The organism is Bradyrhizobium yuanmingense (genome assembly GCF_900094575.1).
In the GTDB taxonomy this organism is placed as follows: Bacteria; Pseudomonadota; Alphaproteobacteria; order Rhizobiales; family Xanthobacteraceae; genus Bradyrhizobium; species Bradyrhizobium yuanmingense.
Genome location: NZ_FMAE01000004.1, coordinates 718,508 through 735,954, shown reverse-complemented (window position 1 = coordinate 735,954; position 17,447 = coordinate 718,508). Strand labels below are relative to the sequence as shown.

Annotated in this window: 17 protein-coding genes; 6 read left to right on the top strand and 11 right to left on the bottom strand. The window is 64.5% G+C overall.

Annotation, left to right across the window (positions count from 1 at the left end):
- Positions 1-17 precede the first annotated feature (17 nt).
- The 3 genes from GA0061099_RS17035 to GA0061099_RS17025 all read left to right on the top strand — a co-directional run bounded on the left by GA0061099_RS17035 (position 18) and on the right by GA0061099_RS17025 (position 1,971).
- Positions 18-800, top strand: coding sequence for an outer membrane protein (locus GA0061099_RS17035; RefSeq protein ID WP_036022936.1), 783 nt, complete (start codon positions 18-20; stop codon positions 798-800).
- A 193-nt stretch (positions 801-993) separates the two neighbouring features.
- Positions 994-1,179, top strand: coding sequence for a hypothetical protein (locus tag GA0061099_RS17030; RefSeq protein ID WP_036000069.1), 186 nt, complete (start codon positions 994-996; stop codon positions 1,177-1,179).
- 21 nt (positions 1,180-1,200) lie between these two features.
- The gene (locus tag GA0061099_RS17025) at positions 1,201-1,971 is read left to right on the top strand and encodes an SDR family NAD(P)-dependent oxidoreductase (protein WP_035999947.1); all 771 of its coding nucleotides are present in this window, start codon (positions 1,201-1,203) and stop codon (positions 1,969-1,971) included.
- A 111-nt stretch (positions 1,972-2,082) separates the two neighbouring features.
- Here the strand turns inward: GA0061099_RS17025 and GA0061099_RS17020 are convergent, their stop codons facing one another.
- The 4 genes from GA0061099_RS17020 to GA0061099_RS16995 all read right to left on the bottom strand — a co-directional run bounded on the left by GA0061099_RS17020 (position 2,083) and on the right by GA0061099_RS16995 (position 6,781).
- Complete coding sequence (locus GA0061099_RS17020) at positions 2,083-2,850, bottom strand: outer membrane protein (protein ID WP_036022935.1); 768 nt, start codon at positions 2,848-2,850, stop codon at positions 2,083-2,085.
- 178 nt (positions 2,851-3,028) lie between these two features.
- Positions 3,029-4,246: an FAD-dependent oxidoreductase gene (locus GA0061099_RS17015; protein ID WP_074447907.1), complete on the bottom strand. Its 1,218-nt coding sequence runs from the start codon at positions 4,244-4,246 to the stop codon at positions 3,029-3,031.
- Between the two features lie 211 nt (positions 4,247-4,457).
- Complete coding sequence (locus tag GA0061099_RS41180; RefSeq protein WP_036022932.1) at positions 4,458-4,886, bottom strand: hypothetical protein; 429 nt, start codon at positions 4,884-4,886, stop codon at positions 4,458-4,460.
- 380 nt (positions 4,887-5,266) lie between these two features.
- A complete protein-coding gene (locus GA0061099_RS16995; RefSeq protein WP_074447905.1) occupies positions 5,267-6,781 on the bottom strand; it encodes a caspase family protein in 1,515 nt (504 codons plus the stop codon).
- Positions 6,782-6,986: 205 nt separating this feature from the next.
- Here GA0061099_RS16995 and GA0061099_RS16990 point away from each other — a divergent pair, with 205 nt between their 5' ends.
- The 3 genes from GA0061099_RS16990 (at position 6,987) to GA0061099_RS16980 (ending at position 10,993) form a co-directional block, all read left to right on the top strand.
- Entirely contained in the window at positions 6,987-7,952 is a 966-nt protein-coding gene (locus GA0061099_RS16990) for a helix-turn-helix domain-containing protein (protein WP_085972046.1), read from the top strand.
- Positions 7,953-8,252: 300 nt separating this feature from the next.
- Complete coding sequence (locus tag GA0061099_RS16985) at positions 8,253-9,761, top strand: DEAD/DEAH box helicase (RefSeq protein WP_036022928.1); 1,509 nt, start codon at positions 8,253-8,255, stop codon at positions 9,759-9,761.
- Positions 9,762-9,925: 164 nt separating this feature from the next.
- Entirely contained in the window at positions 9,926-10,993 is a 1,068-nt protein-coding gene (locus tag GA0061099_RS16980; RefSeq protein ID WP_036022927.1) for a GGDEF domain-containing protein, read from the top strand.
- 88 nt (positions 10,994-11,081) lie between these two features.
- Here the strand turns inward: GA0061099_RS16980 and GA0061099_RS16975 are convergent, their stop codons facing one another.
- The 7 genes from GA0061099_RS16975 to sufB all read right to left on the bottom strand — a co-directional run bounded on the left by GA0061099_RS16975 (position 11,082) and on the right by sufB (position 17,440).
- A complete protein-coding gene (locus tag GA0061099_RS16975; protein ID WP_036022926.1) occupies positions 11,082-11,504 on the bottom strand; it encodes a TfoX/Sxy family protein in 423 nt (140 codons plus the stop codon).
- Positions 11,505-11,670: 166 nt separating this feature from the next.
- Positions 11,671-12,081, bottom strand: coding sequence for a HesB/IscA family protein (locus GA0061099_RS16970; RefSeq protein ID WP_074447904.1), 411 nt, complete (start codon positions 12,079-12,081; stop codon positions 11,671-11,673).
- Positions 12,082-12,130: 49 nt separating this feature from the next.
- Positions 12,131-12,502 carry an SUF system Fe-S cluster assembly protein gene (locus GA0061099_RS16965; RefSeq protein ID WP_036022924.1) on the bottom strand — a complete coding sequence of 124 codons (372 nt, stop codon included), beginning with the start codon at positions 12,500-12,502 and terminating at the stop codon, positions 12,131-12,133.
- Positions 12,499-13,746 carry a cysteine desulfurase gene (locus GA0061099_RS16960; protein WP_036022923.1) on the bottom strand — a complete coding sequence of 416 codons (1,248 nt, stop codon included), beginning with the start codon at positions 13,744-13,746 and terminating at the stop codon, positions 12,499-12,501. The genes GA0061099_RS16965 and GA0061099_RS16960 overlap by 4 nt, the downstream gene beginning before the upstream one ends.
- Positions 13,743-15,047 carry a Fe-S cluster assembly protein SufD gene (gene sufD, locus GA0061099_RS16955; RefSeq protein WP_036022922.1) on the bottom strand — a complete coding sequence of 435 codons (1,305 nt, stop codon included), beginning with the start codon at positions 15,045-15,047 and terminating at the stop codon, positions 13,743-13,745. The genes GA0061099_RS16960 and sufD overlap by 4 nt, the downstream gene beginning before the upstream one ends.
- A gap of 11 nt (positions 15,048-15,058) precedes the next feature.
- Positions 15,059-15,811, bottom strand: a complete 753-nt coding sequence (sufC, locus tag GA0061099_RS16950; protein ID WP_035999976.1) for a Fe-S cluster assembly ATPase SufC — start codon at positions 15,809-15,811, stop codon at positions 15,059-15,061.
- A gap of 132 nt (positions 15,812-15,943) precedes the next feature.
- A complete protein-coding gene (gene sufB / locus GA0061099_RS16945; protein WP_036022921.1) occupies positions 15,944-17,440 on the bottom strand; it encodes a Fe-S cluster assembly protein SufB in 1,497 nt (498 codons plus the stop codon).
- Positions 17,441-17,447: the final 7 nt, after the last annotated feature.

The following is a 17,447-nucleotide window of genomic DNA, read 5'->3' as shown; positions in this document are numbered from 1 at the left end:
AGGTTTGGGGATTTAAAATGAAGAAGACATTGCTCGCTCTGACCGCGGTTGCGGCGATGACCGGCTCGGCCTCGGCTGCCGACTTGGGCGCCCGTCCCTACGCGAAGGCCCCGATGCCGGCGCCCGTCGCCAACTGGACCGGCTTCTACGTCTTCGGCGGCGGCGGCGGCGGCCTCTCCAATGCTGACCAGCAGATTGTCGACACCGCCACGGGTACCCCGCTGACCATCACCCAGCGTCAGGGCGGTTCCGGTTGGTTTGGTACGGTCGGCGCTGGTTACGACTGGCAGTTCAGCGGCACCTGGGTCGCCGGTGTGTTTGGCGACGCTCAGTTCGGCAGCATCCGCTCCACCATCCAGGATCCGATCTTCGACATCACTGGTAACCAGAAGCTGGAGACCTCTTGGGCCGCGGGCGTGCGCCTCGGCTGGCTGGTCGCTCCGAACGTTCTCTCCTACGTCAACGGCGGTTACTCCGGCGCTCACTTCGGCCGCACCAACTTCACGACGCTCGGCGGTACCCCGACCGGTGTTCACCTCAATGGCTACGATCGTCACGGCTGGTTCATCGGCGGCGGCGTCGAGAACAGCCTGAACATCTTCGGCATCACCTCGCCCGGCTGGTTCATGAAGACCGAGTACCGTTCGGCCTTCTACAATGCCAAGACTGAGGCTATCCGCACCGATATCGGCGATCTCCCGACCATCAACAGCGTCCGCGCCAACAGCTGGAACCAGACGATCTCGACCTCGCTGGTCTACCGCTTCAACTGGACCGGTCCGGTCGTCGCGAAGTACTGATCTGATCTCACGATCAAGCGTCAAAGCCCCGGCATCGCCGGGGCTTTTTCGTTTTGGGCCTAGCTAGCGTCCTTGCGGCCACGGCCCATTGTGTCCGTACCAGAGCTACGGCTAGTCTGTCGGCAAGTTTTCGTGGCTGCGGCAGTCGTTGATGCCGTGGAGCGCGACAGAAGCGGACCGATGGGAGGAAGGCATGCGCAGATTTCTGCTGGTGGCAGGCCTGTTTGCAACCGCTCTCGGGCTGCTCTGGATCGGACAGGGCACGGGCACGGTTCCGTGGCCGCGATCGAGCTTCATGGTCAACCAGCTGCACTGGGCCGGCTATGGCGCAGCCATGGCCGGGTTCGGGCTGGTGCTGATCTGGCAGAGCAACCAATAGAAGAAACCAGGGAATCCAAGCATGACATCCAGCCGGTTCGATCTCCGCGGCAAGGTCGCGATCGTCACGGGAGGCAATGGCGGCATCGGGCTCGGCATGGCGCGCGGCCTCGCCGATGCCGGCGCCGACATCGCCGTGGTCGGACGCAACGAGAGCAAGTCCGCCGCCGCCGTGGCCGATCTCAGGCAGCGCGGCGTGAAGGCGATCGCCGTCGCCACCGACGTGACCGACAAGGCGGCGGTCGCAGCCATGATCGACCGTGTCGTCAAGGAGCTCGGCCGCATCGACATCCTCGTCAACAATGCCGGCATGAGCATCCGCAAGCCCCCGCACGAGCTCGAGCTCGACGAGTGGAACAAGGTGATCGACACCAACCTCACCAGCGCCTTCGTGTGCTCGAAGCTGGCCTATCCGGCGCTGAAGGCGTCCGGCAACGGCAAGGTGATCAACATCGGCTCGATGATGTCGATCTTCGGCGCAAGCTTCGCGACCGCCTATGCGGCCAGCAAGGGCGGCATCGTGCAGTATACGCGCGCCTGCGCCAATGCCTGGGCGCCGGACAACATCCAGGTCAACGCCATCCTGCCGGGCTGGATCGACACCGATCTCACCCGCGGCGCGCGACAGCAGGTCTCGGGGCTGCACGAGCGCGTGCTGGCGCGCACGCCTGCGGGGCGCTGGGGCGACATCGACGACTTCGCCGGCATCGCCGTGTTCCTGGCATCGCCCGCGTCGAATTTCGTCACGGGTACGGCGATCCCGGTCGACGGCGGATTCTCGGTGATGGCCTGAAGCCGGCCTGCCCGCCATCCAACAACGCAAAAAAGAAGCCCCGGACGACGCCGGGGCTTTTGAATTGAGACAGTGCTTTTCTTGATCGTTGGTCGCGTTGCGTCGACGTGCTCAGTAGCGGGCGATGGTGGGTGCGTCGAACTTGTAGCTCGCGCGCACCACGGCCCATTGGATGTCGCGCGGCTTGGCATCGAAGGTGTAGTTTCCGGAGGTGCCGCCGAGCTGATAGGTCTGGCTGGTGAAGGCCGCGTAATTGTATTCGAGGCCGACGATCCAGTTGCGGGTGACGCCGTATTCCCAGCCGGCGCCGACGGTCCAGCCGTTGGCCCAATGGGTTTGTCCGCCCGAGCCCGTCGCCACACCGACGGTGTCGGTGACCGAGAGGCGGTTGTTCGCGCCGGCATAGCCGCCCTTGATGTAGAAGAGGTTGTTCTGCACGGCGAAGCCGGCGCGCCCGACCACGGTCGCGAGCACGTTGGTACGCCAGGAGAACACGTCATCCGCGGCGCCAAACACGGTGTTCGTGAACGAGCCCTTGTTGTCGAGACCCGAAATCGTGCCTTCCACGCCGAACACGTAATTGTTGGCCTGCCAATTGTAGCCGATCTGCGCGCCGCCCATGACGCCCGCGTTGCGCTGGCGATAGCCCTCTCCCGGCAGCAGATCGCCGAACGCCGCGCCGGTGCCGTTGTTGATGAACTGCTGGTTGGTCCATGCGCCACCGATGTGGCCGCCGACATAGAAGCCGGTCCAGTTGAACAGCGGCTCGACATAGGCGGGCGCCTTCGTGTAGCGCGCACCGAGATCGGCGGCGGAGGCCGCGCCGGTCGAAACCAGAGCCGTCGTGCAGGCAAAGGCGGCAATCAACTTATTACGCATGGTACACCCCGTGTCCTTGATGGACGTACGGTCACAGACGGCTCTTACTAAAATTGAAATCAACACGGTTAACGTGGCGGTTGGGCCCGCATCGCGCCGTGAATCCGATGGCGATGTTGCAAGCGTGCAACGCATCGCGCGCGAATTCACGCCGCGTTATCCCTACCGAAGTCCTCCGCTAGGATTGCGGCGCGGCGCGCAAATGCACGTGCTCGGGCCGCACGCCGAGCGCAAGCAGGCGCGCTGGAATGCCCTGGAGCCATGGCAGCGCGGTGATGAGGCGCACGACCAGCGGCACCTTCAGCGGCCGGTCGCCGCCCTGCAAGGCGCCACTGATGATGTTGTTCTGCACGACCACCTGCATAGCTTGCGTCATCTTCACCGGGAACGCGCGACGGCGCCTGATGGCATCGAGCTCGTGCTCGGACGGGCAGCCATGCTGCAGCTTGTGCGCCAGGAGGTTTGCGGTCGCAACCGCATCCTGCACGGCGAGATTGACGCCCACGCCGCCGATTGGCGACATCGCATGCGCGGCGTCGCCGATGCACAATAGGCCTGGCTGCGTCCAGCGCGTCAGACGGTTGATCGCGACGGTGAGCAGCTTGACGTCGTCGAAGCTCTTCACCTCGGCGATGCCGGAGCGGAGGATCGGCGCCATGCGCACGACGTCATCGAGCAGCGCCGATAGTCCCCTCGCCTTCACCGCATCGTACTGTCCCTTGGCGATGACATAGGCGCACTGCCAATAATCGCCGCGGTCGAAGGTGATCATCATCTTGCCGGGCTCGACCCGCGCGAACACGTTCTCGGTCTCTTCGGGTGTGCGGCCGGCGCGAAACCACAGCACGTCCATCGGCGCGCCGATCTCCTCGACGCTAAGGCCGGCGCGCTCGCGCACCGTCGAATGCCGGCCGTCGCAGGCGATGGTGAGATCGGCTTCGATGTCGATGATGCCGTCAGGCGTCTTCGCCCGCACGCCGGCGATCGTCTCGCCACGACGGATCAGTTCGATCGCCTCCGTGCTCATCATCACCTCGAGCGAGGGAAAGCGGCGACCGGCCTCGCGCAGAAAATTCAAGAAGTCCCATTGCGGCATGAAGGCGATGAAGGGGTATTTGGTGTGGAGCCGGCTGAGATCGGCAATGCGCACCGGCGTGCCGCCGAACAGGCCGTCCATCTTCTGCAGGCGCTGGTGCGGCAGCTTCAGGAAGCCGTCGATCAGGCCGAGCTCATCCATCACTTCAAGCGTCGACGAATGCACGGTATCGCCGCGGAAGTCGCGGAAGAAATCCGCATGCTTCTCCAGCACCACGACGTCGATGCCGGCGCGTCCCAGAAGGTAGCCGAGCATCATGCCGGCAGGTCCCCCGCCGACGATGCAGCAGCGGACTTTCATGGTCCTGTCAGATTGTGGGTTGGGTGTCACTGCAGACGCGAACCGCGAGGTGAGTATCGATGAAGAGATGTCCGCCGATACTAGCGCGATTCAGGTCAAAGAGAGTCCTAATTATGCAGGGCGCAGGTGGATCAATGCCGGTTGGGAGCAGCAGACCGGCGCCAAATGAAAGGCCCGCTTCGTGCGGGCCTTCCGTGACAATCGCGTTCGACTATTTCTGATCCTCGTTGCTGGTCCCGGACCCCGGACTGCCGATCGGCACCCCATTCGGAGCGCGCCCGGCACCCATGTTTCGCTCGGCCTGAGCTGCCGTGGGCGACTTGCCGGCGGCAGTCGGCGCCTGAACGTTGGGATTGGTCGGGCTGTTATTGGTGTTGATGTTGGCGCCTGTGGTGGTGCCCTGCGTTCCCATGCCGGAGGGAGCCGACGGCCCGGAATTGGCACTGCTGGGTGACGTTCCAATTCCGGCACCCGATGAGGCCGCAGATCCGCCGCTGGTTCCGCCTGTACCCGTACCTGCTGCAGCACCCGCACCTGCGCCACCGCCGCCCGCGCCACCACTACCACCGCCTCCTTGAGCAACGGCAGCCGTCGAAAGCGCAGCACAAGCGATCGTGACGAGGATGGATTTACGGATCATGGATCGTCTCCCTGGTTTGGCAGACAATCCAGCCCGGCAGGAGTTGTTCCTTCCGCGCGGGGGAAGGTAGCTTCTCGTCTCAGGACTTTGGCGACTTGCGGTCCCACGGCCGCTTGCCATCGGCGTCGCGATCCCATGGTCGCGTGGCCGGAGCCCCCTTCTCATCCTCGGCGGCCTTCGCGCGGTCCGCCTGGACGCGTTCGCGATCGGTGAGAGGTGGGGCTGTTGGAACTGGATTCGTTTGAGCCAGAACCGGAAGCGTCGTCAGGAGCGCGACAATAAGGAATTTTGTCATTCCCGGCTCTAGCACTTTCACCTTGGCTTGTCCGATTTAAGTTCGGCCGCTGCGCAAGATCATCCCGTCACAATCGAACAGCGCATCAATTATTACTCCGGTTCGCGCTCCTGAAGCTCTTGATCTCCGACACGCTGCCGTCGCGATAGGTCAGCTCCACCGAGATGGATTTCGTGCTTGGCGCGAGCTTCATGTAGAGCGGCATGCCGGCGCTGACCGCGCTGGGGTCGCGCATGTCGCAGGGCGGCATCTTCAGCACCTGGTTGGGCACGGCGCTGTCGACGCCGATGCGCACCTCGCGGATGGCGCAGCGGTAGGAGACGAGATGGGTGTAGTAGACGAGCAGCCCGTTGAACTCGCGGAACGACAGCCAGCTCGTCGAGGTCATGTCGAGGATCTTGCGCTGGTCGCGGATCAGCGCGGCCTCGGGATCGAACCTGATCGGGAACGGGCCCTGCATGTCGCCGGACTGATCGACATAACGGACCTCGATCGTGCCAGCCCGCGCATCCGGCGGCAGCTCGATCGACGGGTTCGGCATCCGCTTGCGGGTGCGCGGATCGAGCGTGTCGATGAACCCGGTCTCGCGGAAATCGCCCGTGCCTGCAATGCGCCAGGAAATGCCGAGCGTCGGATCAGCGAAAGAGAAGGTCACGCTCCAGCCGCCATTGTGACGCGAGAAGCTCGCGATCGGCGCGTTGAGGGTCTCCTCCTTGGGCATCTGCGGCACCGACACCGGCGGTAGCGCCGCAAGCTTCGTGGGCGGCGGATCGTCCGAACGCGCGGCGGTGTCCTTGGCGAGGCCGCTGAGGAAGACATCGTCGACCATCTGGTCGAAATAGACCGGCACCTGCCTGTGCTTCACGGTGTCGGCGAGCTCGCTGACGGCACGGCGGGTACGCTGCGCCACCTGCACCAGATTCTCGCCGGGCTTGAGCAGCTCCTTGGCGAAGGTGCGCGTAAACACTGAGTTTGGATTGGCGTCGTCATTGGAGAGCCGATCGAGCGCGGTCTGGCGGGGACCCGCGGAGAACACCGAGAACACGCCCTCCGGCAACTGGGTCATCGGCGCGAGCCCGCCGGCGCCGGCAACCGCGCGGGTGCCCTTGCGCTCGAACGGATTGTTGCGGCAGGCGTCGAACACCAGGATCGAGGTCCGCGCCTTCTTGTTCTGCAGCCGCTCGACGATGCGGTCGGCCAGGATCGAGGCGTCGCGCACCAGCTCCTCCTGCCCTTCCGTCGCAGCCGGCACGTCGGTCGGCAGCAGATAGTTCTGGCCCGCGATCTCGAAGCCGTGGCCGGCATAGAAGAAGAAGGCGGTGTCGCCGGGCTCGATGGCCTTGTCGAAGGCGAGCAGCGTCTCGGAGAATTGCTGCCGGCTCTGGTTTTCGGCGACCATCACCGAGAAGCCGAGCTGCTTCAGCGTGTCGCCCATGGTGCGAGCGTCGTTGACCGCCTTGAGCAGCTTCGGCACGTTCTTGTAGTCGTTGTTGCCGACGACGAGCGCGACACGCTTAGCGGCCCAGGCGGGCCCCGCGAAACCGCTCAGGCCCGCCGCGAGGCCAAGGGCCGCCAGAATTCTGAAAAGCCGACGCGTCATCGCAAAATTTCCCGTTGCAGAACCGGCCCTGCCACCGATCTTCGAACGGCAGTTCATGGGACCCCCCCTGCCGCTGTGTGATAGTCGGCCCAGACCTGACGACGGTTCAAGGACCCCGGGGGCTCCGATTGTACGATCCGACTATGGCCGATTCCGCTGGAATCTGTTTCCTTTTGGACAATTTCGCCGGAAGCGAGGGGCTGCCGTGTTGCACTGGTGTACGGACGAGGTCGACCCGAAAGATCGCTTCGACTATTGGCGCGAGGTGCGTGCCAAGGGGTTGTTCGGTGTCACCGCCGAGCTCGGGCGCGAGCGGCGCGCGGACTTCTTCGGCGAATTCTCGCTGCGTAAGCTGGGCGGCGCCGGCCTCGTCGAGCTGAAGGCCTCGCCCTACGCGGTCGAGCGCAGCGCGTCGGACATCGCCTATGCCCCGGGTGAGGCGATCTGCGTCTACCAACAGCTCGGCAGCGGCGGCTGGTTCGGCGGCATGCGCGCAAGCGACTTTGCCATTGCCAATGGCAGCTTCGCCACCAGCCATACCGACCTGCCGTACCGCACCGCCCCGCTGGGCACCGGGGGCTTCCACCTGCGGATCCTCAAGATCCCCGTGAGCCACATCCCGGTGCAGGACAAGCGCATGCGCGAGCTGGCGCCCCGGACCTTCAACGATCCGGCCTTGGCGCCCCTGCTCGCGGCCTGCTTCGCCGATCTCGGCGAAATCGCCGCGGACGATACGGCCTCTGCCGTCCAGTCGTCCTTGGTTCAGGCTTTGGCCCATCTGGCGCTGATCGAGCGCGGCGTCGTGCGGCCCGGCAGCCGGCGGGGACAGCAGGCACTGCGGACCGCCCGCCTCTCGCAGTCCCAGCGGCTGATCGCGCGCCACCTTCAGGACCCCAATCTTGCGCCGGCCATGGTGGCCGACCTGCTCGGCGTCTCCGTTCGTCACCTGCACATGCTGTTCGAGATGGCAGAGAAGAGCTTTTCCCAGACGGTGACCGACGAGCGCCTGAAACAGAGCCGCCGCCTGCTGCGCGAGGCGCCGGAACGGCTGATCGCCGACATCGCGTCGTCGTGCGGCTTCGAGAGCCTGGCGACCTATTACCGGGTGTTCAACGCCGCCTATGGCATGGCCCCAGGTGATTTCCGGGCCAAAGGCACGGACGGCCGTTAGCTGCTGTCTTGGCGGTTGCGGCCAGGCGGAGGGGGCTCGGGGGAAAACCCCAGCCGCGCCCGTGATTTGGGCAAAAACCTCAGGCTTTTTAGGCTCTTCCCGCGCCCGCTCCATTGACTTTGGCCAATTCCCAACTATGTTCCGGGTCGACGCGGCTCAGATCGAAGAGCGATTCCTGAGCCTTGCGCTTTGTCCGCGTGAGTCAGCACCCCCAGCTTCTTCGAGAGCGCGCCGTTTCGGGGTGGAACGCGACAGCCTTATTACCCTCGATTCCGAACGGCGGTTTCGACCAGAGGCTCAATGTCCTTTTCAGATCTCGGACTGTCCGAAAAAGTCCTCGCCGCAGTGGCGGCCACCGGTTACACCACCCCCACCCCCATTCAGGAACAGGCGATCCCCCACGTCCTCGCACGCAAGGACGTGCTCGGCATCGCCCAGACCGGCACCGGCAAGACCGCGGCCTTCGTGCTGCCGATGCTCACCATCCTCGAAAAGGGCCGCGCCCGGGCGCGCATGCCGCGCACGCTGATCCTCGAGCCGACCCGCGAGCTCGCGGCCCAGGTGAAGGAAAACTTCGATCGCTACGGCGCCGGCCAGAAGCTCAATGTCGCCCTCCTGATCGGCGGCGTCTCCTTCGGCGACCAGGATGCCAAGCTGATGCGCGGCGTCGACGTGCTGATCGCCACCCCCGGCCGGCTGCTCGACCATACCGAGCGCGGCGGCCTGTTGCTCACCGGCGTCGAACTGCTCGTCATCGACGAAGCCGACCGCATGCTGGACATGGGCTTCATCCCCGACATCGAGCGCATCTGCAAGCTCGTTCCCTTCACGCGGCAGACCCTGTTCTTCACCGCGACCATGCCGCCGGAAATCCGGCGCATCACCGAGGCCTTCCTGCACAATCCGCAGAAGGTCGAGGTCTCCAGGCCCGCCACGACCGCCGTCACCGTTACGCAAGCCCAGGTGCCCGCCGGCCGCGAGGCGCACGAGAAGCGCGAATTGCTCCGCCGTTTGCTACGCGAGGCCAAGGACCTCAAGAACGCGATCATCTTCTGCAATCGCAAGCGCGAGGTCGCGATCGTTCACAAATCGCTGCAGAAGCACGGCTTCAGCGTCGGTGCCCTGCACGGCGACATGGACCAGCCGGCCCGCATGGCCGCGCTCGACCAGTTCCGCAAGGGTGAGCTGCCCCTCCTCGTCGCCTCCGACGTCGCCGCCCGCGGCCTCGACATTCCCGAGGTCAGCCACGTCTTCAATTTCGACGTTCCCCACCACGCCGACGATTACGTCCACCGCATCGGCCGCACCGGCCGCGCCGGCCGAACCGGCACCGCGATCTCGATCGTGACACCGCTCGACCAGAAGTCGATGGCCGCGATCGAGAAGCTGATCGGCCAGAGCATTCCGCGCGCCGAAGGCGACTATGACGTCCACGCCGAAGCGGGCGAACAAGGCGAGCGTCCGCGCGAGCAGCGCGGCCGCGAGCGTTCACGCGGCGGACGCGGCAAGCCGCAGCGCGGCGAGCGGCGCGGTCATGACCGCGAACGCAGCCACGAGCCGCGCGAGGCGCGTGGCGAGGCACGGGCGGCTCCCGAGGCGAGGCCGGCACGCGAGGCACGGCCTCCGCGCGAAGCCAGGCAATCATCCGAGCCGCGCAATGGTGCGCGCCCGCAAGCGAATTCGTCGCATGTGCCCTCGATCGGCCGTCCCGAGCCGCGCCGCCAGCGCGAGATCGACAGCGAGCCGGGCGATCACTCGCATCTGCCGGCGTTTCTTCTGCGGCCGGTGCGCTCCCCCGCCGGCGCCTGAAGCGCGCTGGCGCGCCAGATTTCGGTTGAAAATCCTCGATTTGCAATTTTTTGGATGTCCCGTGAACGTATATTTACGGGGCGTTCACGATCGTCCGTTAGCCTACGAACATAATTTAAGGATTGCTGCGGTCGATGGCGCGTCGGCCGCTGTGGGGATGTTCAGTGATCAAGGTGCTCGACGAACACGAACGCACGCTGGCGTTCGCCGAGGTGGCGCTCGGTCAGATCCGATCGCTTCGACAGACGGCCATTCCCCGCAATTACGAGATCTGGTACATCTACGCCACCGGCTACAATGCACCGCTCAACAAGATCATCAATGAGACGCTGGCGCGCAGCGGCAAGCTGACCGAGGCCGATCTCGAGCAGATCTACGAGACCTATCTCTCCCATATCAAGACCACCGACCGCATCGACAAGGTCGGCGCGCGCGTCGTCGGCGAGATCGACGACGTGGTGAAGGTGTTGGGCGAGGCGCTCGGCATGACCGGGGCCTACGATACCAGTCTGTCGGATGCGACCGAGAAACTGTCGTCGGCCGAGAACCGCGACCAGGTCAAGGCGATCGTCGAGGCGCTGCTGCGCTCCACCAGCGAGATGCGCGAGACCAACAAGGCGCTGGAGGACCGGCTGACGCTGTCGAAGAACGAGATCAGCAATCTCCAGCAGAGCCTGGAGGCGATCCGCGCCGAGAGCCTGACCGATCCGCTTACGGGCCTGGGAAATCGCAAATATTTCGACCGCATGATCGGCATGGCGGTGCAGAGCGCGCTCGTCTCGGGCGAGCCGCTGTCGCTGCTGCTGTTCGACATCGATCACTTCAAGTCGTTCAACGATTCCTACGGCCATCTCACCGGCGACCAGGTGCTGCGGCTCGTCGGCCTTTCGCTGAAGCAGACCATCAAGGGCCAGGACATCACGGCGCGCTACGGCGGCGAGGAATTCGCGGTCGTTCTCCCCAACACCGCGATGCGCCAGGCACTGACGGTGGCCGATCACATTCGCCGCGCCGTGATGGCGAAGGAATTGAAGAAGAAATCGACCGGCGAGATCCTCGGCCGCGTCACCATCTCCGTCGGCGTTTCCATGCTCAGGGAGGGCGACGACACCGACGCGCTGATCGAGCGCGCCGACGCCTGCCTCTACGCCGCCAAGCGCAACGGTCGCAACCGGGTGATCTGCGAAGCCGATCCGGAATTCGCGATCGAGAGCCACAGCCGGGTGGCGTGACGTTCATCCTCGCATCTGTAGGGTGGGTTAGCGCAGCGTAACCCACCTCTTGTCTATCAAGATGTATGAAGTGGTGGGTTACGCTGCGCTAACCCACCCTACGCATCGCCTTCCTGGCAACCTTCTTCGCCACACCCTTCTTCGGCGCAACCTTCTTCTTCGCCGCCGCTTTCTTCGCCTTCGGTCGCTTCTTCACCTTGGCGCGCTGCGCGGCGGTGAGCGCCGCCCTCGCCCATTGCGCAAGCTCCTGGGAATCGTCGAACAGGCGCGCCGGCAGCTCCCAGTAGGAATTCACAACCACGGTCTTGGCGCGGGTCGAATACTGGAACGGCTTCGAGCCTTCGGCTTCGAAGTCGGGAATGGTCGTCTCGTCGGCGCGAAAGAACAGGCCGGCGCGCAGTGACAGCGCGAAATTGACGCCGCCGGCCGAGATGCCGTAGCCGGAGAACATTTTCCGGATGGTGACCGGGCCGAAATCGGCGAACAGGTCGATCAGGAATTCGCGATCCATCGGAGGCTTCCCTGCGCAAGCAAGTGAGCCTTCATAGCATTTCCGTCATTGCGAGCGAAGCGAAGCAATCCAGACTTCCGCCGCGGAGGCAGGTTGGATTGTTTTGTCGCCAGCGCAAAATTGCTCGCAATTTTGTCGCGGGCTCCTCGCAGTGACGCTGGAGAGTCTACCCGTCGATCTTTGCCGGCCGCAACTCGACCGATTCGCCGCAACCGCAGGCGGAGACCTGGTTGGGATTGTTGAAGACGAACTGGGCCTGCATCTTGTCGGCCTTGTAGTCCATCTCGGTGCCGAGCAGGAACAGCACGGCCTTGGGATCGACCAGGATCTTGACGCCCTTGTCCTCGACGACCTCGTCGGTCGGGCGGATGTCGTGGGCGTATTCGACCGTGTAGGACTGGCCGGCGCAGCCGCCGTTCTTCACGCCGACGCGCAAGCCCACGATCTCCGAGTCCGCACGCTGGGTCAGCTCGGTGATGCGCTGGGCAGCGGCATCCGTCAGCCGCATCACTTGCGGGCGCGGGCGCCGCGGCTTCGGAGTGGATGCTGGTGTCGAGCCTGACGAAATCTGGGTCATGTTGTCTATGTGGTCCGTTGCGGAGCGAATTCAATGCGGCCCGAGGGCGTCACCACATGTTCAGCACGAGGCGGGCCTCGTCGCTCATGCGTTCCGGCGACCACGGCGGCTCCCAGATGACCTTGACGTCGACCACGCCGACGCCGGGCACGCTCGCGACCGCGTTCTCGACCATGGTCGGCAGCTCGCCGGCAGCCGGACAGTTCGGCGTCGTCAGCGTCATCTGCACGTCCACGGAACGGTCGTCCTTGATCTCGACCTTGTAGATCAGGCCGAGCTCGTAGATGTCGGCGGGGATTTCCGGGTCGAACACGGTCTTGAGCCCGGCGATGATCTCGCGGGTCAGCCGCTCGGTCTCCTCCGGCGGCAATGCCGAATGGGTCTCCATCGGATTGGCTTTGATTTCGGCCGTGTCACTCATGCAAACAAATCCCGCGCCTTCAGCAGCGCCTGTGCCAGATGATCGACTTCTTCCCGCGTATTATACATGCCGAACGAGGCCCGGCAGGTGGCTGTGACGTTGAACCGCTCTAAAAGCGGCATGACGCAATGGGTGCCGGCGCGCACCGCGATGCCCTGGCGGTCGATCACGGTGGCGACATCGTGGGCGTGCGCACCCTTGAGCTCGAAGGAGATCACGGGGCCCTTGCCCCGCGCCGTGCCGATCAGCCGCAGCGAGTTGATCTCGCGCAGGCGCTCCTGGGCGTAGGCGGTGAGGTCCGCCTCGTAGGCGGCGATGCGTTCCTTGCCGATCGAGTTGACGTAGTCGATGGCGGCGCCAAGGCCGACGGCCTCGACGATCGCCGGCGTGCCCGCCTCGAACTTGTGCGGGGGATCGCCGTAGGTGACGACGTCGCGCGAGACCTCGCGGATCATCTCGCCGCCGCCGTTGAAGGGGCGCATCGCGACGAGGTGGTCGTACTTGGCCCAGAGCACGCCGATGCCGGTCGGACCATAGACCTTGTGACCGGTGAAGACGTAGAAGTCGCAGCCGATATCCTGGACGTCGACCGGCAGATGCACCGCGCCCTGGCTGCCGTCGACCAGCACCGGAATGCCGCGGGCATGGGCGATCCTGACGACGTCCTTGACCGGCACGATGGTGCCGAGCGCGTTCGACATCTGCGTGATCGCGACCAGCTTGGTCTTCGACGTCAGCAGCTTCTCGAATTCGTCGATGAGGAAATTACCCTCATCGTCGACCGGTGCCCATTTGATCACGGCACCCTGGCGTTCCCTCAGGAAATGCCAGGGCACGATGTTGGAATGGTGCTCCATGATGGAGATGACGATCTCGTCGCCTTCCCCGATATTCGGGGCGCCCCACGAAGACGCGACCAGGTTGATCGCCTCGGTCGCGTTGCGGGTGAAGATGACTTCCTCGGTGCGCGCAGCGTTGATGAACTGCGCCACCTTGGTGCGGCCGCCCTCATAGGCTTCGGTCGCGGCATTGGCGAGGTAGTGCAGGCCGCGATGCACGTTGGCGTATTCGGATGTATAGGCCTGCGTCATGCGGTCGAGCACAGCACTCGGCTTCTGCGCCGAGGCGGCGTTGTCGAGATAGACGAGCGGCTTGCCGTAGACCTGCATGGCGAGCGCCGGAAAATCCTGGCGCACGCGCGTAACGTCATAGGCGCCGTTCTTGACCGCCGGATGCGTGCTCATGACCGCCGCTCCAGCCAGCGCTCGGCGATGCCGATCACGTGCTCGCGCAAAGTATCATCGGCGATCTGCTCGATCGCCTCGCCGACAAAGGCCTGGATCAGCAGCGCCTGGGCCTGCTTCTCCGGCAGGCCACGGGCCTTCAGGTAGAACAGCAGACTGTCGTCGAGCGCGCCGGCGGTGGCGCCGTGGCCGCAGGAGACGTCGTCGGCAAAAATCTCGAGTTCGGGCTTGTTGTCGGCCTCGGCCTCGTCCGAGAGCAGCAGCGCGCGCGTCATCATCTTGCCGTCGGTCTTCTGCGCGTCGGGACGGACGATGATGCGGCCCTGGAACACCGAATGGGCGCGGTCGTCGATCACCGCACGGAAGATCTCGCGGCTGACGCAGTTCGGCACGGCATGGTCGACCACCAGTGTGGTGTCGCCGTGCTCGGTCTTCTTCAACAGGTTGACGCCGTTGACCGAGAGCTGGCTGCCCTCGCCCGCCAGCGTAATGAAGCCCTGCAAGCGGCTGACCGCAGCGCCGCTGGTCATGTTGAAGACGTTCAGCTTGGTGTTGGCGCCGACGGTGACGAACTGCGAGGTGATGTTCACCGCATCGGCCGCATCGTCCATCAGGCGGATATGCGCGACGTCGGCGTCGTCACCGATCGAGACGATGACGGCGTCGTTGACCTGGTAGGCCGCAGCGCCGGCGGCGGCGAAGCTCTCGATGATGGTGGCGCGGGCGCCCTTCCCGATCGCCACCTGCGAGCGGGTGAAAGCCGAGGCCGATGCGGCGATCGCAACATGGATGATCTGGACCGGCGCAGAGAGCTGCGTTCCATCCGCGATCGACAGCACCACGCCGTCGGTCGCCAGCGCCGCGTTGACCGCGATCACGGCATCGGTGGACGCGGTCTTGAGGAGACCGGCATCCTTATCCAGCGTCTCGCGCAGAGTCTTGAAGCCGACCTCGGACGCAAGCGCCTTCACGTCTGAAAGCTCAGCCGCGAACACGCCGTCGACCAGCACCAACTTGCGGGCGCCCGCGATGGCATGCGCCTTGACCGCGTCCGCAGCGCGCTTCAGCGCGGTCGCATCGGGCACGGCGGCCAGCGGCAGCACCTCGCCGACCAGCGCGCGCAGGTCGGTGTATTTCCATTCCTCGATCCGGCGGTGCGGCAGACCGAGACGCTCATAGGTCTCGAACGCCTCGCAGCGCGCCGCCATCACGTCAGGCGAACCCGGCAGGCGGCCTTCGGCGCTGGCGAAGAGATCGCTCACCGCGCGGCCGCTCCCGGTCTTTGCCACAGCAACGTTCATCTTAAAATTCCTTACGCGGCATCCTCGAACTGGGCGTAGCCGGAGGCTTCCAGCTCCAGCGCCAATTCCTTGCCGCCGCTCTTCACGACGCGGCCCCTGGACATCACGTGCACGACGTCGGGCACGATGTAGTTCAGCAGCCGCTGATAATGGGTGATGACGACCATCGCGCGCCCCGGCGAGCGCAGTGCGTTGACGCCGTCGGCCGCGATGCGCAGCGCGTCGATGTCGAGGCCCGAATCCATCTCGTCGAGGATGCACAGGCTGGGCTCGAACAGCGCCATCTGCAGCACCTCGTTGCGCTTCTTCTCGCCGCCGGAGAAGCCGACATTGACACCGCGCTTGAGCATGTCCTGCGGGATGTTCAGCGACTTCGAGACTTCGCGGACCTTCTTGAGGAAGTCCGGCACCATCAGCTCGCTCTCGCCGCGCGCCTTGCGCTGCGCGTTCAGCGCCGTGCGCAGGAAATTCATGGTGGTGACGCCGGGGATCTCGACCGGATATTGGAACGCCAGGAACACGCCCTTGGCGGCACGCTCGTCGGGATCCATCTCCAGCAGGTCCTCGCCCCTGAACAGGATCTGGCCGTCGGTGACCTCGTAGCCGGGCTTGCCGGCGATGACATGGGAGAGTGTCGACTTGCCGGAGCCGTTCGGCCCCATGATCGCGTGCACCTCGCCCTCGTTCACGGTCAGCGTCAGCCCGTGGAGGATCTCACGCTCCTCGACACGAACCTTGAGGTCTTTCACTTCAAGCAAAGCCATAATGTTTTTCCATCTATCCCCTCATCCCAGGGAGCGCCGCAGGCGCGTCTCGAAGGATTGAGGCCACCAATCTTTCCGGTATCCATCCTTCAAGGCGGCCGCTTGCGCGGCCTCTTCAGGACGAGGTCCGAGCTAGCCGACCGACCCTTCGAGCGAGATCGAGATCAGCTTCTGCGCTTCCACCGCGAATTCCATCGGAAGCTGCTGCAGCACGTCCTTGACGAAGCCGTTGACGACGAGGCCGACCGCTTCTTCCTGGCTGAGCCCGCGCTGGATGCAGTAGAACAGCACGTCCTCGGAGATCTTCGAGGTGGTCGCCTCGTGCTCGAACGTCGCGGACGAGTTCTTCGCCTCGATGTACGGCACGGTGTGCGCACCGCATTTGTCGCCGATCAGCAGCGAGTCGCAGGCGGTGAAGTTGCGCGCGCCAGTCGCCTTGCGATGCGCGGTGACGAGACCGCGATAGGTGTTCTGCGACTTGCCGGCGGCGATGCCCTTGGAGATGATCCGGCTCGACGTGTTCTTGCCGAGATGGATCATCTTGGTGCCGCTATCGACCTGCTGATAGCCGTTCGAGATCGCGATCGAGTAGAATTCACCACGGGAATTGTCGCCGCGCAGAATGCAGCTCGGGTATTTCCAGGTGATGGCGGAGCCGGTCTCGACCTGGGTCCAGGAGATCTTCGAGTTGGCGCCACGGCAGTCGCCACGCTTGGTGACGAAATTGTAGATGCCGCCCTTGCCTTCCGAATTGCCGGGATACCAGTTCTGCACCGTCGAATATTTGATCTCGGCGTCGTCGAGGGCGACGAGCTCGACCACGGCGGCATGCAGCTGGTTCTCGTCGCGCTGCGGCGCGGTGCAGCCTTCGAGATAGGAAACGTAGGAGCCCTTGTCGGCGATGATCAGCGTACGCTCGAACTGGCCGGTGTTGCGCTCATTGATGCGGAAATAGGTCGACAGCTCCATCGGGCAGCGCACGCCCGGCGGCACGTAGACAAACGAGCCGTCGGAGAACACCGCCGAGTTCAGCGTCGCATAGAAATTGTCCGAGGTCGGAACCACCGAGCCCAGATATTTCTGCACCAGCTCGGGGTGCTCGCGGATGGCTTCCGAGATCGGCATGAAGATCACGCCGGCCTTCTTCAGCTCAGCCTTGAACGTGGTCGCAACCGAGACCGAATCGAAGACAGCATCGACCGCGATCTTGCGGCGGGCCGGATCTTCCTCGCCGGGCTTGGGCTCGACGCCTTCGAGCATGGCGACTTCCCGCAAGGGGATGCCGAGCTTCTCGTACGTCTTCAGGATCTCGGGATCGATCTCATCCAGCGAGGAGACCGTCTTCTTCGGCTTCGGCGCCGCGTAGTAATAGAGGTCCTGGAAGTCGATCTTGGGATAGTCGACGCGGGCCCAGGTCGGCTCCTGCATGGTCAGCCAGCGCCGATAGGCTTCGAGCCGCCACTGGAGCATCCAGTCGGGTTCGTTCTTCTTCTGCGAGATGTATTTGACGATCTCTTCCGACAGCCCCTTGGGGGCCTTCTCGGATTCGATCAGGGTCTCAAACCCATAACGATACTGGTCGACGTCGATGCGCTTCACGCGCTCGACCGTCTCTTGTACGGCTGGCATTCCATCC

Bases quoted from the DNA above. Each gene is read 5' to 3' on its own strand.
- GA0061099_RS16975 (WP_036022926.1), bottom strand. From the start codon at position 11,504: ATGGATCGCGAATTCCTGATCGACCTGTTCGCCGATTTCGGCCCGGTC.
- sufB (WP_036022921.1), bottom strand. From the start codon at position 17,440: ATGCCAGCCGTACAAGAGACGGTCGAGCGCGTGAAGCGCATCGACGTC.
- GA0061099_RS17015 (WP_074447907.1), bottom strand. From the start codon at position 4,246: ATGAAAGTCCGCTGCTGCATCGTCGGCGGGGGACCTGCCGGCATGATG.
- GA0061099_RS16985 (WP_036022928.1), top strand. From the start codon at position 8,253: ATGTCCTTTTCAGATCTCGGACTGTCCGAAAAAGTCCTCGCCGCAGTG.
- GA0061099_RS16960 (WP_036022923.1), bottom strand. From the start codon at position 13,746: ATGAGCACGCATCCGGCGGTCAAGAACGGCGCCTATGACGTTACGCGC.
- sufC (WP_035999976.1), bottom strand. From the start codon at position 15,811: ATGGCTTTGCTTGAAGTGAAAGACCTCAAGGTTCGTGTCGAGGAGCGT.
- GA0061099_RS16970 (WP_074447904.1), bottom strand. From the start codon at position 12,081: ATGACCCAGATTTCGTCAGGCTCGACACCAGCATCCACTCCGAAGCCG.
- GA0061099_RS17035 (WP_036022936.1), top strand. From the start codon at position 18: ATGAAGAAGACATTGCTCGCTCTGACCGCGGTTGCGGCGATGACCGGC.
- GA0061099_RS17030 (WP_036000069.1), top strand. From the start codon at position 994: ATGCGCAGATTTCTGCTGGTGGCAGGCCTGTTTGCAACCGCTCTCGGG.
- GA0061099_RS41180 (WP_036022932.1), bottom strand. From the start codon at position 4,886: ATGATCCGTAAATCCATCCTCGTCACGATCGCTTGTGCTGCGCTTTCG.
- sufD (WP_036022922.1), bottom strand. From the start codon at position 15,047: ATGAACGTTGCTGTGGCAAAGACCGGGAGCGGCCGCGCGGTGAGCGAT.
- GA0061099_RS16965 (WP_036022924.1), bottom strand. From the start codon at position 12,502: ATGAGTGACACGGCCGAAATCAAAGCCAATCCGATGGAGACCCATTCG.
- GA0061099_RS17020 (WP_036022935.1), bottom strand. From the start codon at position 2,850: ATGCGTAATAAGTTGATTGCCGCCTTTGCCTGCACGACGGCTCTGGTT.
- GA0061099_RS17025 (WP_035999947.1), top strand. From the start codon at position 1,201: ATGACATCCAGCCGGTTCGATCTCCGCGGCAAGGTCGCGATCGTCACG.
- GA0061099_RS16995 (WP_074447905.1), bottom strand. From the start codon at position 6,781: ATGACGCGTCGGCTTTTCAGAATTCTGGCGGCCCTTGGCCTCGCGGCG.